Consider the following 13,785-nt stretch of genomic DNA (forward strand, 5'->3'; position numbering starts at 1 on the left):
CGACCAGCCTGCCAATTAACCTGCTGATACTTTACGTGCCAATTTACGTGCCAATACTGTGTGCTGGTCAGGCAAACCATTTATCCCAGATCACACGCACCCCTTCGCGCAGCTCGGCAAACTCGCCGACGTCCACCTCGGAGGGTTCATTGCGAAGTGCCAATCGATGCGCCGCAGATCGGAAAGCGAGGTACGCTTCCCGCAGAAGGCCGGCGTCGTGGGCCGGCATCAGATCCAGTACTGCCAGGGTCTCCAGAAGCCGCACATTGTCAGTAAACCGGGTCAGGTCACTGTGCTGTGAGGCCCATCGCAGAACGCCATATTGCACCATAAATTCAATATCGACGATACCACCAGGGTCCTGCTTGATGTGAAAGCGGCCACCCCGGTCCCCGCTGCTGAGATGCTGGATCATCTTCTCGCGCATCGCCAGCACCTCTTTGCGCAGTGCGTCAGCGTCCCGAGGCTCGCACAGCACGGCCTCACGGATCGCATTGAAGCGCTCCCGGGCGCGCTGGCAGCCGGCCACGACCCGTGCCCGGACCAGCGCCTGATGCTCCCAGGTCCAGGCACGTTCACGCTGGTATTTCTCAAAGGCGCGCATGGAGCTGACCAGCAAGCCGGCCGACCCGGAAGGCCGCAGACGGCTGTCGACCTCATAGAGCTGGCCACTCATGGTGCGTGTCGTGATGATATGAATGATGCGCTGACCAAGACGGGCGAAGAACTGCTCGTTGCTCACGGGCTTGTCGCCGTCGGTATTGCCGCCGCTGTCCGCATCATGCAGAAACACCAGATCCAGATCCGAGTTGTGTCCCAACTCGATGCCGCCCAGCTTGCCGTAACCGACCACGACAAAGTCCGGCGTGCAGGGCTGACCATCTTCCCGGTGCGGCCGGCCATGGCGCGCCACCAGCGGCTTCCAGGCCAGTTGCACCACCTGATGCAGAATGGCCTCCGCCAGCCAGGTCAGGTAGTCACTGACTTTCATCAGCGGCAATACCTGGGTGACCTCGGAGGCCGCCACGCGCAGCAGATGCGCCTGCTTGAAGTGCCGCAGCACTTCCATCTGCTGCTCCAGATCATCCTCGGCCACGCGCAGCAACTGCTGACGCAGCTCATCGTCCAGCTCGCTGCGTTGCGGTGGCGAATAGAGCGTGCGCGCGTCCAGCAATTCATCCAGCAGCACCGGATGCCGGGTCATCTGCTCGGCAATCCAGGGGCTGGCGCCGGAGAGCTTGACCAGCTGCGTCAGGGCATGCGGGTTTTCCACCAGCAGCGCGATGTAGGCAGAGCGGCGGAGCACCGCTTCCAGAAACGCCAGCACCCGTTCGCAGGTCACCGGGCCCACCTGCTGATAGCCCAGGGTTTCCAGCAGGCGCGGCATCAACCGGTCCAGCCGCTCGCGGGCGATGGTCTGCATGTTGGCCACCGCGCGCCCCTCGCGGAACGCTTCAAGCTGCGCCAGCATCGGCTCGGGTTCGGCAATGCCGACGCCTTCCAACAGTGCCACGGCAGCCGTGTCATCCAGCATGCCCAGCCACAGATCCAGTAACTCGCGGTCTGCGCCTTCCACGTCCTGCTGCTCTGATTCCGGGTCTGCAATCACCTGGCTGAAGTGGTAGCGCACCTGTTCGCGGCGACGGGCCAGAGCACGCTCACAACTGCGTCGATCCCGGAAGCCCATGGCCAGGGCCAGACGCGCCCAGCCGTCCTCGTTTTCCGGCAGACGCTGGGTCTGGCGGTCTGCCACGGCCTGCAACCGGTGCTCGACATTGCGCAGGAACACGTAGGCGTCACGCAGCTCTTCGGCAACCTCCTCGGGCAACAGGTCCTGCTCCACCAGTTGCGGCAATACTTCCAGCAGATTGGCGCGGCGCAGCCCGGGCAGCTGCCCGCCACGGATCAGCTGAAACGCCTGCACGATAAATTCTACTTCGCGGATGCCGCCGGGGCCGAGCTTCACATCCGACTGAATGCCCTTGCGGCGCACTTCGCGCTCGATCAGGGATTTCATTTCCCGCAGCGAGGCAAAGGCGCCGTAGTCGATATAGCGCCGATACACAAACGGTTGCAGGCGACGAATCATGCGCTCGCCGGCAACGGTGTCCCCCGCCACGGCGCGGATCTTGACCATCGCGTAGCGTTCCCACTCACGCCCTTGCTCTTCGTAGTAACCTTCCATGGCGTCAAAGCCAATGGCCAGCGCCCCGGCACCGCCCCAGGGGCGCAGCCGCATGTCCACGCGGAAGACAAAGCCATCTGCCGTCGCCTGATCCAGCATGCGGATCAGGGCCTGGCCCAGACGCACAAAGAACTGATGGTGGCTCATGCCACGCCGGTGGCCCTCGATATCGCCCTCGTGCTCGTAGGCAAAAATCAGGTCGATGTCCGAGGACAGGTTGAGTTCGCGGGCACCCAGCTTGCCCATGGCGAAGACCACCAGACGCACAGGCTGGCCATCCGGGCCCAGGGGCGTGCCCTCTTTGTCGCAAGCGCGTTGATACAGGCGGGTCAGGGCAGCATCGATCAGCGTATCCGCCAGCAGGGACAGATCCGCCACGGTGCTGTGGTAGTCCCCGTATCCGCAGAGATCGCGCCAGATGATGCGCGTCATATGCCGATGGCGCAGCAGCCGCAGGCCCGCCTGAAGGCTGATGTCGTCGTCAGCCTCGGCCAGCACGTTGTCGATATCCTGCGCCAGTGTTGTCGCGTCCAGCGGCTCGCTCAGTCGGCCGGGCTCGGCCAGCCACGCGGGCAGCTCGGGGGAGCGCGCCATGCGCTCCGCCACGTAGTCAGAGCCGGTCCAGACCTTGACCAGATCGGGGGCCAGTGCATCGGGCAGCACGCCGCCCACCTCGGCAAAGCGTTGCCAGTGCGCAGAAAGTGCCTCGGCCAACGGGGCCGGCAGGGATGTGAAATCAGGTGACGTTGTCATGCGGCGCTATTGTCGGTGGTGACGAAGCAGAAAGAAAGGGCGAGCACCGCCGGTGCTACGGCCCCGGCAACACATCTATCCCAACAACACATCCTGCTGCGGCGTCACACGCAGGATCTCCTCCACCGTGGTCAGCCCGCGCGCGACTTTTTGTGCGCCGCTGATGCGCAGCGGCTTCATGCCCGCTTTCAACGCCGCCCGGGTAATCGCCTCCAGATCGCCGCCCCGGCTGATAACGCCCTTGAGCGCCGTGCTCATGGGCATGGTCTCGTAGACGCCCATACGGCCGAGATAGCCGGTGCCCCGGCATTCGAGACAGCCCACCGGGCGATAGACCTGTTCCGGCGCCTTGATCTTGAAGGGTCGGGTCAGCTCTTCCCAGGCCGCCGGGTCCGTGGGCACCGCCGCCTTGCAGTGCGGGCACAGTGTGCGCACCAGCCGCTGGGCCATCACCCCGACCACCGTGGCGGTCACCAGGTAGGCCGGCACGCCCAGATCAATCAGGCGCGTGACGGAGCTGGGTGCATCATTGGTATGCAATGTGGACAGCACCAGGTGCCCGGTCAGCGCCGCCTGAATGGCCATGTCCGCCGTTTGCAGATCGCGGATCTCACCGATCATGATGATGTCCGGGTCTTGCCGCAGCAGCGCCTTTACGCCCTGGGCAAAGCCCACATCAATGCCATGCTGGACCTGCATCTGGTTGAAGCTGGGCTCGACCATCTCGATCGGGTCTTCAATGGTGCAGACATTCACTTCGGGGGTGGATAGCAGCTTCAGCGTCGAATAAAGCGTTGTCGTCTTGCCCGACCCGGTGGGGCCGGTCACGAAGACAATGCCGTTGTTATTGCTGGTCATGCGCTGCCAGGTGGCGAAATCCTCTTTCGAGAACCCCAGCTGGTCAAAACTGCGCACCAGCACGTCCGGATCAAAGATCCGCATCACCATCTTTTCGCCGAAGGCGGTGGGCAGCGTGGAGATACGCAGCTCCACCTCATCGCCGTCCGGCGTCTTGGTCTTCAGACGGCCATCCTGGGGCTTGCGCTTCTCGGCCACATTCAGGCGCGTGAGAATCTTCAGCCGGCTGGTCACGGCCGCCATGATGGCGGCGGGCATTTCGTATACGTCGTGCAGCACGCCATCAATACGAAACCGCATGCGCCCGGTGTCCCGGCGTGGCTCCAGATGAATGTCGCTGGCCCGCTGGCCGAAGGCGTACTGCAATATCCAGTCGACGATATTCACCACATGCTGATCATCAGCATCCGGTGTGCCCTTGCTCTGCCCCACTTCCAGCAGCTGCTCGAAGTTGGTGACGGCGCTGGCATTCTGGCCGCCCCGGTCACGGGCGCCGGCCATGGAGCGGCTGAGGTTGTAGAACTCGATGCGATAGCGGCGCAGCTGCTCGGGATTGACCAGCACGACCTCCAGCTCCCGCTCCCGCAGCACATGACTCAGGTGCTCCTCCCATGTCCGCCGGAACGGCTGATCACAGGCCACCACCACCTTTTCCCTGTTCACTTCCACGGCCAGAATGCCGTGGCGTTCGGAAAAGGCGTAGGACATCAGGGTTGTGATCTGCTCCACCTCGGCCTTGAGGGGATCAATGTGGAAAACGGGCAATCCGGCGCGCCCCGCCAGCCAGGCGGTCAGACGGTCCAGATCCAGTATGCCGCCCTTCTCGCCACGGTCTGCAATGCGGTATTTCGCCACGATCTGCAGCGGATGCCAGCCTATTTCCTCCTTTTCACGCGGGGTCGTGGAGATCACGTTGTAGTCTTCGCGAGATACCCTGCCTTCATCCAGCAGTTCGCGCATGACCCAGCGCACGTCTATTTCCAGGCCGGCGTGAGCGCCGGGCGAGGCAGCCTTGGCAGACAAGCAGTTCCCCTTGCAGATCAGTGGTTTGCCGGGCGGACGGTCTGACAGCACAGCCCCCGGTCTGATCCATCTAGCGTCCAGCGTCCCGCAGCCGACGTCAAGCGCGACATGCCGCCGCGATCAGACGCCGGTCACACTCGTACGACCATCAGATCGACAGTTTGCCACCAATGATGCGCATTGCCTTGAGCCGGCGCCCCGAGGCGGACTCGTTGACGTTGAGCACATGGTCACCAATACGCTCGAGCCGGTTGAGGATATCGATAAAGATCACCCCGGCGCGCGGCGCGTAGGCACTCTTTTCCAGGCGTGTGAAATGATTGTCACGGAACTGGTCACGCAACAGGTCGACCTTGTCTTCAAGCTCAATGGCCCGCTTCAGATCCACCAGACTCGGCGCCCTGGCTACGTTGGCGTTCATGAACTGAATCCCGTCGCGCAACGCCGCCATCATTTGCTGCATCTCCTGGCTGGCTTCTTCCGGCCAGCCAGAGCCGGATTCCTTCATCCGCTCCGTCAGCTTGGCGATCTGATAGTAGATATCCGCGATACGCTCCAGATCGTTGATCATGGTCTGGATAAAGCGGATACGCTCGGTCGTCTGGTGCTCAAGGTGCGTCCGCTCACTGATCCGCACCAGGTAATCGGAGATCTCGATCTCCAGCTGGTCGGTGGCCTGCTCATACTTGTGAATCTTCTCGATGGCCTTGATGCTGTCCACATCGGGGTTGAACAACAGCTCATTAACCGCGTCATGCATGGTTTCCACCAGTGTCGCGAACTGCTGGGTTTCCTTCTGCGCCTGCTCCAGCGCCAACGCCGGTGACACCATGACGCCCGCGCTGATGTAACGCAGGTGGAACTCATCCTCCTCGCCGCCCCGATCCGGCTGGATATACTCCACGAAACGCACCAGATAGGGCACGGCGGCGAACAGCAGCACCACGTTCAGCACATTAAAGGTGGTATGGAACAGCGATAACGCCAAGGTGGCATTCGAGCGTGATTCAACGTCCCCCGCCATGATCGACACGGTGCTGCCAGTGGTCATCTGCAGGATGCTGTCCATCAGATGCAGCACCGGATAGATGATGGCCATCATCCAGATGACGCCGATAATATTGAAGAAGAAGTGGAACCGCGCCGCCCGCTTGGCATGCACGTTACCCACCATCGCAGCAATATTGGCCGTCACCGTGGTGCCGATGTTCTCACCCAGAATCATGGCAGCGGCAATCGGGAAGGATATCCAGCCCTCGAACAGCATCACCAGCGTGATGGTGGTAGCCGCTGAAGAGGATTGGGTCATCAGCGTCAGAATGGTGCCGACAAAGACAAACAGCACAAGTGACAGGTAACCGTAATCCGAGAAGCTGTCCAGAAAGGCCAGCATCGCCGGGTTGCTGTGGATATCCGGCACCGAGCCCTTGATGAACTCCAGGCCGATAAACAGGATACCGAAGCCGACCATGGCCTCGGCGATGTTCCGCCAGCGGCTGTTATTGGAGAAAAGAAAGGCGAAGAACAGGCCGATCACCGCCAGCGCAATCGGCGTGATCTGGAACTTGAAGCCGAACAGCGCCACCATCCAGGCGGTGATGGTGGTGCCAATATTGGCCCCCATGATCACGCCCGTGGACTGTACAAAGGTCAGCAGCCCGGCATTCACGAAGCTGACCGTCATGACCGTGGTGGTGGTCGACGACTGGGTGATCGCCGTGGTGGCAAAGCCCGTCACCACCCCGGTGGCCCGGTTGCGCGTCATACCGCTGAGGATGCTCTTCAGCCGGTCGCCGGCAACGTTCTGCAGCCCCTCACTGAAGATCTTCATCCCGAAGATGAAGACCCCCAGGGCACCAATCAGCTGCAGGAAATCGAAAAGCGAGTAATCCATCAATCAGGCCTTCTGTTTCGCCGACGTTTCCAGGCGCCACACACGGCAGCTGTGCGTCACTCCGGGGCTGCGCGCGAATTGTAAAGTAACCGTCATGCCACTGTGAACTTACTTGTCATAAAAATGGCAAACATCATATTTAACAATAACTTGCGCACACCACCCAGACTCACCGCATCTTCCGGGGCATGGATGGTGGAGCCCTGTGTGCTGATCTATAGCGCGATGATGAGCCCGTCACCGGTTACCGGGACCGGATGGCAGGGGCTTCAGCGATTCACTCACTGCCGGCCCCCTGCTGCGGGACCCCGTCCAGCAGTTGCGTGGCTGGTGGCGCCCAACCGGATTCAGCGGTGGGGGGGGCACATGATCGGCATCATCATCACCCCGAGGATCATTACCCTGCCCGCCGGGACCGAGCTGTAGATTCTGTTCTTTCATATTCTTCAGATACTGCTCGCGGAGTCGCACTTTGCAAGTGCAGCATGCACAGCAGAATGCTTCGGGGATTTGCGGCGGGCGAACTCGTTGGCCTTGGCGCCACTAAAACAGCTCAGCATGGCATTTCTAATGCTTGCTATATCTAAGACTTCTGCGAAGCTGGTATCTAGATCATTGCCCTTCTACGGATGGGGAGCACCGCCTCCAACGTCCTTAACGTTCGTTCATACATGGATACATGCATTTCAGCGAGACTCGAGGCATATAAATGACACATGCAAAGAAAATTGCAGCGCTTTTTCTTATGGTTTTAATTGTTATTGCTTATGTTATTTTTGCACCATGGGTAAGGCACTGCTTTTTGCTCGGCGAGTGCATGAGTATAATTAAAGGAATTTTTTGAGCATACTGCATCTTCTGACACCCGAGTGACGGAGGCATGCCCCGCCGCGCTACAACATGATGCCGGGGATTTTCGAGGCGCAAGTGCCTATTATCCGTACCAGATGGCAGATGGAGGTGGCGCGCCGGAAGCACCGCGGGCACACATCCCATAATTAAGCCTCACTTCTCTGCCATGGATGGAGCAACCATGTTTGCCAGGACCAGACTGACCTCATATGCGAAAAAGGCACCGCTACTGGCGACCACACTACTGGCGCTCTGCCTTCAAGGCTGCAATTCCTTCGGCTACTACCCCAACGATGTCGACGGGGGCCTGCTTGGAAGATGCCTGGCTCTGGCCACGAATTTTGAGATCTATCAGGCCAAGAGGGCTACGGTCTTCCAATCGGAGAGGATTTCATTTCCAGAAGGAGGCGAGCCCAGCTTCGCCATGAGAGAGAGTATAAAAAATGGGCGTGACTGGCGTGTCGGAACCCTTGAGAAAGGCTCTCGGGTCGAGATAACGAAGGTCACGACCTACGAACCGATTTGGGTTCCCTACTACTTGAGAATCATTGTTCGCGTGCTGGACGGTGAGCATTCCGGCATGGAGATGGACTTGGCAACTTATGCTCGCTATCACCCGAGACCCGCCGTAGTCACATCAGCAACCCTTGATCCGGCAGAGGTTGAGTTCATACCCGACTATCTCATCGACTGCGAGTAGGCATTGTGTCTCCAAAGATCTGCTGTCTACACCAACCACTGCTGAACGTCATACCACGGAGACGTAGACAATCCATGCATAAGAATCTGGTTTCTCTAACGACATCAAGTTCTGTGCTCCACACATGCATGGTGAAACATGGCATGAAGGAGCAAGATCTTTTTGGTAATACCGTGGAAGGCGCCGCATCCAAGCATGCCGTTATAATGATGGCCATCTACCTGATTGAGAACTCAGAGAAGCTACCTTTAGAAGACATCTATCATGACTTGGCCGAGAAAGCCATCTGGCAACAGAGCCTTGAAAGCCTTTCTTTTGTAAAAGAGGTTTTTATCGAGAGCGGCCTGATTCGGGATGAGCATGATAAAATATCAGAAGAAATAAATTCAATGATAAAAAGAGATTCAACAATCGCATACTTTTACTCAGAATCCATCTGCAGGCTGCCACAGGCCGGAGAAGGCATTCACTCGGGAACAATTCTGTATCTTTCATTAGCATCCTGCCTTGGGCATCTTATTTCCTGGAACTTCCTTTACTTCTACTCTCATGCCATTTCAAAACCATTGAGACCATTATATTTCACTTTTATTTTTGCAATTCTATTAATGTCCATCCCTGCATTTATAATTAAAGGCAATGATAAGTTTTACTGGCGGCATTATGAGTTGCGCGGACTAGCCCCGAAATCTGTTTCTCGTATAGACAGTATTCTTTCAAAGTCAAAAACCGCGTAAACATTGCTTCAAGGCAAACCGGCAACCTCGAGCAGCCAAGCTTGGCGACACGCCAGCCCCACACGCTCCCCACACCTGCGCCGCAACAAGCTCTGCCCGAGCCGCGGGCTCTCAACCACCTTACGTTAGTGCGTTAGCGCCACCAGCAATGCCTGCGCAGGCCCAGGGGCTACCGGCCGGCGACATGGTTGAAACCTCTGCACGCCCAACGGGCAACACTATCGGTCCGGAGCCCTCTCCGCTCCCGTCGCGCTTACTCCATAGCCCCTTCAGTGCCTGTCCCTTATACTCTTCCTTTTGGGCTTTGCACCTACCCCGACCCGGACGCACTAAGGATGACGAAAAACACCTCGGGCAATACGACCGCGCTCTCTACGGCGCCCTCTACGGCACCCCAGGACCATGTGACCTGGTTCCGTAACTCGTCGCCCTATATCAACGCCCATCGCGGGCGCACCTTTGTGGTGATGATCTCGGGCGAAGCGGTGGAGGAGCCGAGCTTCAACCACATCATTCACGATCTGGCGCTGCTCAGCAGCCTGGGGATCCGATTGGTGCTGGTGCACGGGGCGCGGCCGCAGATCAGTGCGCGGCTGGCGGCGCGGGGCATTGATTCTCACTTCGAGCGGCATACCCGTATCACCGACAGTGCGGCGCTGGAATGCGCGCTGGATGCGGTGGGGGCGGTGCGGCTGCGGGTCGAGGGGCTGTTTTCCATGGGGCTGGCCAATTCGCCCATGCATAACGCCAGTATCCAGGTAGTGTCGGGTAACTTCGTCATCGCCAAGCCGGTGGGGGTGCGGGACGGCTTTGATTACCAGCACACCGGCGAGGTGCGGCGGGTCCAGGTGGAGGCGATTCAGCGCCAGCTGGATAACGGCAATATCGTGCTGCTGTCGCCGATTGGCTGCTCGCCGACGGGCGAGCTGTTCAACATGAACTCCGAGGAGGTCGCGTCCACCACCGCCATTGCGCTGAAAGCGGACAAGATCATCTATCTGGGGGAAGACGCCGGGGTGCAGGACAGCGCGGGCGCGCTGGTGCGGGAGATCTCGCCCCAGGAGGCCGGGCAGCTGCTGGCGAAGGAAATCATCACCAATCCGCACACCGAGCGGCAGCTCACGGCGGCCTGCCACGCGGCCAGCAACGGGGTGGCGCGGGCACATCTGGTGAATTTCCGCGAAGACGGCGCGCTATTGCGTGAACTGTTCACCCGAGATGGTTGCGGCACGCTGGTGACGCGGGAAAACTACGAGAATATTCGTGGCGCCTATATCGAAGATGTCGGCGGCATTCTGGAGCTGATTGCACCGCTTGAAGAAGCCGGCATTCTGGTGCGGCGCTCGCGGGAGTTGCTGGAGGCCGAGATCAAGCGCTTCACCATCATCGAGCGGGATGGCATGGTGATCGGCTGCGCGGCGCTGTATCCGTTCGAGGATGGCCAGTCGGCGGAGTTGGCCTGTGTCGCCGTGCACACCGATTATCGCAGCGCGCAGCGCGGCAAGAAACTGATGGCCTATGTGGAGCGGCGCGCCCGGACGCAGGGGCTGACCACCATCTATGTGCTCTCCACGCAGACAGCGCACTGGTTCCGGGAGCAGGGCTTTGAGCCGGTGTCCGTGGAAGAGCTGCCCGGTGAGCGCAAGAGCCTGTACAACTATCAACGCAAATCCAAAGTGTTTCGCAAACAGCTTTGACACACTGACGACCAGACCCGACAGACCAGGTGATTTTTCATGACTGACGACAACACCCGCAAGTACTCCTCGAAAATGGTAGACGGCATCGAACGCGCCCCGGGCCGGGCCATGCTGCGCGCCGTGGGCTTTACCGACGAGGATTTCAAGAAGCCGCAGATCGGGATTGCCTCCACCTGGGCCAATGTCACGCCGTGCAACATGCATATCAACCAGCTTGCCGAGGTGGCCGAGCGCGGCGCCAATGAGGCGGGTGGCAAGGGCGTGATCTTCAACACCATTACCGTGTCGGATGGCATCTCCAACGGCACCGAAGGCATGAAGTACTCGCTGGTATCGCGGGAAGTGATCGCCGACTCCATTGAAGTGGTCGCCGGGTGCGAGGGCTTTGATGGCCTGATCACCATTGGCGGCTGCGACAAGAACATGCCGGGCTGCATCATCGGTATGGCGCGGCTGAACCGGCCGTCGGTGTTCGTCTATGGCGGCACCATCAAGCCAGGTGATGGCCACACCGACATCATTTCCGTGTTCGAGGCGGTGGGCCAGCATGCCCGCGGCGAGTTGACCCCGATCCAGGTGAAGCAGATCGAGGAAGTCGCTATCCCCGGCCCGGGCTCCTGTGGCGGCATGTACACCGCCAACACCATGGCCAGCGCCATCGAGGCACTGGGCATGTCATTGCCGGGCTCATCGGCGCAGAACGCCATCTCCAGCGAGAAGCAGGAAGACTGCCTGCGCGCCGGTGAGGCGGTGATGGAACTGCTGCGCCGGGATATCAAACCCCGCGACATCATGACCCGCAAGGCGTTCGAGAACGCCATCCGGGTGGTCATCGCGCTGGGCGGGTCCACCAATGCCGTGCTGCATTTCCTGGCCATGGCCCACGCGGTGGATGTGGAACTGACGCTGGAAGATTTCGTGCAGCTGGGTGAGATCACCCCGGTGCTGGCGGATGTGCGCCCCTCGGGCAAATACATGATGAGCGAGCTGGTGGCCATCGGCGGTATCCAGCCGCTGATGAAGCGCATGCTGGACGCTGGCATGCTGCACGGGGACGTGCTCACCGTCACCGGCAAGACACTGGCCGAAAACCTGGCGGACGTGCAGGACTATCCGGCAGATCAGGACATCATCATGCCGTTCGAGGCCCCGGTGAAGAAAGATTCCCACCTGGTGGTACTGGCCGGCAATCTGGCCCCGGACGGCGCGGTGGCCAAGATTACCGGCAAGGAAGGCCTGCGTTTCGAGGGCACTGCACGGGTTTACCATGGTGAAGAGTCAGCGCTGCGTGGCATTCTGGATGGCGAGGTAGTCGCCGGGGATGTCATCGTGATCCGCTACGAGGGCCCCAAAGGCGGCCCCGGCATGCGCGAAATGCTGTCGCCGACGTCGGCGGTCATGGGCAAGGGCCTGGGCAAGGACGTGGCGCTGATTACAGACGGCCGCTTCTCTGGCGGCTCCCACGGCTTCGTGGTCGGGCACATTTCACCGGAGGCGCTGGACGGCGGGCCGCTGGCACTGGTGGAGAACGGCGATGGCATCACCATCGATGCCGAAACCCGGGAACTGACACTGGCGGTGGACGACGCCGAGCTGGCCAGGCGCCGGGCGCGCTGGCAAGCACCGGCACGCACCTATACACGCGGTGTGCTGGCCAAGTACGCCGCCACGGTATCGTCAGCCTCCGAGGGGGCGGTCACCGACAAGCTCTGATTCCCTTCATCAACGCGGGGCAGCCCATGAGTCTCAAGCACGCCCTGATGCCGCGGCTGGCAGCCTTTCTCACCAGCCCCGGCAGACAACGCTGGCAGCGCCGGACGCAGGAATTGCGCCGGCGCCTGGCCCGGCGCCCTCACCGTGCGGTGTTCTACTTCCGTGCGGATGACCCCTATTCCGTGCTGTTGCTGCAGCTGTTGCCGGCATTCAGCGCGCACTTCGGCCTGCAGATTCAACCCCGGGTCATGCAGTATCTGGATCAGGAAATGTACCCGGAGCCAGAACTGTTGGCCGATCTGGCGCGCCGGGATGCCATTGCGCTGGCCGCCTTCTGCCATCTGGAGTTTCCCGAGCACTGGCAGATCCCCTCCCACGACCGCGTGCAGCTGGCCACACGCATTCTGCTGCGTCACGAACAGGACCCGTCCTTTATGGCGCTGGCCATGACCGTCAGCCGGGCGCTCTGGGCCGGCGGCCTGTCCGAAGGAGAGGATGCACTGACCGCACTGGCCACCGAATCCAGCCCCATGCCCGAAGACCAGACCCGCATGGCCATGGAAGCGCGACGCGACCAGTTCCTGCGCGAGGGTCACTATCTCACCGGCACACTGCACTACGCTGGTGAATGGTACTGGGGCATTGACCGTCTGGATCATCTGGCCCGTCGGCTGGATGCGTTGGGCCAGCATGGCCACGGCACGGGGCCCGCGCACTGGCCACACCCCTACGGGCGCGCCAAGAACCTGCAACTGCCCGGCGCCAATCCGCATGTGGCGGGCAAGGCACTCACACTCTATTTCTCGTTCCGCAGCCCCTATTCCTGGCTCGTCTTGCCACGGCTGTATCGCCTGGTGGATCACTATGGCCTGACGCTGGATGTGCGGCCGGTGCTGCCCATGGTCATGCGCGGCCTGAGTGTGCCGCGCGCCAAGCGTTTTTATATTCTCCACGATGCGGCGCGGGAAGCGCGGCTGCACGAGATTCCCTTCGGCAAGATCTGTGATCCGGTGGGCGCGGGGGTGGAGCGCTGCATGGCGCTTTGGCCGTTTGCCGAGAAGGAAGGCAAGCTGCGCGACTGGCTGCGCGCCGCCGCCCGGGGCATCTGGAGCCAGGGGACCAACCCCGCCAGTGATGCCGGGCTGCAGGCGCTGTGCGAAGAAGCCGGGCTGGACTGGAACCGGGCCCGCCGCTGGCTGGACGACAAGGAATGGATCGCACGGGCCACGTCCAATCGGGACGAAATGATGGCCGGTGGCAGTTGGGGCGTGCCAACGATGATGCTGGATGGCACTCTCTACTGGGGCCAGGACCGCCTCGGACTCCTTGAACAACATTTGCTCGATGTTAAATCCCACAATTAAAGAGGA

Annotated in this window: 8 protein-coding genes; 5 read left to right on the forward strand and 3 right to left on the reverse strand. The window is 60.7% G+C overall.

Features of this window, described 5'->3' with window-relative positions; translation table 11 throughout:
- Positions 1–67: 67 nt before the first annotated feature.
- The 3 genes from glnE to K8B33_RS14500 all read right to left on the reverse strand — a co-directional run bounded on the left by glnE (position 68) and on the right by K8B33_RS14500 (position 6,713).
- Positions 68–2,938, reverse strand: a complete 2,871-nt coding sequence (gene glnE, locus K8B33_RS14490) for a bifunctional [glutamate--ammonia ligase]-adenylyl-L-tyrosine phosphorylase/[glutamate--ammonia-ligase] adenylyltransferase (RefSeq protein WP_223427768.1) — start codon at positions 2,936–2,938, stop codon at positions 68–70.
- A gap of 75 nt (positions 2,939–3,013) precedes the next feature.
- Positions 3,014–4,756, reverse strand: coding sequence for a GspE/PulE family protein (locus K8B33_RS14495; protein ID WP_223428025.1), 1,743 nt, complete (start codon positions 4,754–4,756; stop codon positions 3,014–3,016).
- Between the two features lie 211 nt (positions 4,757–4,967).
- The gene (locus tag K8B33_RS14500; protein WP_223427771.1) at positions 4,968–6,713 is read right to left on the reverse strand and encodes a Na/Pi cotransporter family protein; all 1,746 of its coding nucleotides are present in this window, start codon (positions 6,711–6,713) and stop codon (positions 4,968–4,970) included.
- A gap of 1,033 nt (positions 6,714–7,746) precedes the next feature.
- Here K8B33_RS14500 and K8B33_RS14505 point away from each other — a divergent pair.
- The 5 genes from K8B33_RS14505 to K8B33_RS14525 all read left to right on the forward strand — a co-directional run bounded on the left by K8B33_RS14505 (position 7,747) and on the right by K8B33_RS14525 (position 13,779).
- On the forward strand, positions 7,747–8,265 hold the full coding sequence (locus K8B33_RS14505) for a hypothetical protein (protein WP_223427773.1): 519 nt from the start codon (positions 7,747–7,749) through the stop codon (positions 8,263–8,265).
- Positions 8,266–8,408: 143 nt separating this feature from the next.
- Complete coding sequence (locus K8B33_RS14510) at positions 8,409–9,002, forward strand: hypothetical protein (RefSeq protein WP_223427774.1); 594 nt, start codon at positions 8,409–8,411, stop codon at positions 9,000–9,002.
- 335 nt (positions 9,003–9,337) lie between these two features.
- Positions 9,338–10,699 carry an amino-acid N-acetyltransferase gene (gene argA / locus K8B33_RS14515; protein ID WP_223427775.1) on the forward strand — a complete coding sequence of 454 codons (1,362 nt, stop codon included), beginning with the start codon at positions 9,338–9,340 and terminating at the stop codon, positions 10,697–10,699.
- A 39-nt stretch (positions 10,700–10,738) separates the two neighbouring features.
- Positions 10,739–12,415, forward strand: coding sequence for a dihydroxy-acid dehydratase (ilvD, locus tag K8B33_RS14520; protein WP_223427776.1), 1,677 nt, complete (start codon positions 10,739–10,741; stop codon positions 12,413–12,415).
- Positions 12,416–12,441: 26 nt separating this feature from the next.
- A complete protein-coding gene (locus K8B33_RS14525) occupies positions 12,442–13,779 on the forward strand; it encodes a DsbA family protein (RefSeq protein WP_223427780.1) in 1,338 nt (445 codons plus the stop codon).
- Positions 13,780–13,785 lie beyond the last annotated feature (6 nt).

The sequence above is a fragment of the Alcanivorax limicola genome (genome assembly GCF_019931215.1).
Classification (GTDB): Bacteria; Pseudomonadota; Gammaproteobacteria; order Pseudomonadales; family Alcanivoracaceae; genus Isoalcanivorax; species Isoalcanivorax limicola.

Coding starts and splice junctions, on each gene's coding strand:
- K8B33_RS14510 (WP_223427774.1), top strand. CDS start 8,409: ATGAAGGAGCAAGATCTTTTTGGTAATACCGTGGAAGGCGCCGCATCC.
- K8B33_RS14505 (WP_223427773.1), top strand. CDS start 7,747: ATGTTTGCCAGGACCAGACTGACCTCATATGCGAAAAAGGCACCGCTA.
- K8B33_RS14525 (WP_223427780.1), top strand. CDS start 12,442: ATGAGTCTCAAGCACGCCCTGATGCCGCGGCTGGCAGCCTTTCTCACC.
- K8B33_RS14495 (WP_223428025.1), bottom strand. CDS start 4,756: ATGCGCGAACTGCTGGATGAAGGCAGGGTATCTCGCGAAGACTACAAC.
- ilvD (WP_223427776.1), top strand. CDS start 10,739: ATGACTGACGACAACACCCGCAAGTACTCCTCGAAAATGGTAGACGGC.
- K8B33_RS14500 (WP_223427771.1), bottom strand. CDS start 6,713: ATGGATTACTCGCTTTTCGATTTCCTGCAGCTGATTGGTGCCCTGGGG.
- argA (WP_223427775.1), top strand. CDS start 9,338: ATGACGAAAAACACCTCGGGCAATACGACCGCGCTCTCTACGGCGCCC.
- glnE (WP_223427768.1), bottom strand. CDS start 2,938: ATGACAACGTCACCTGATTTCACATCCCTGCCGGCCCCGTTGGCCGAG.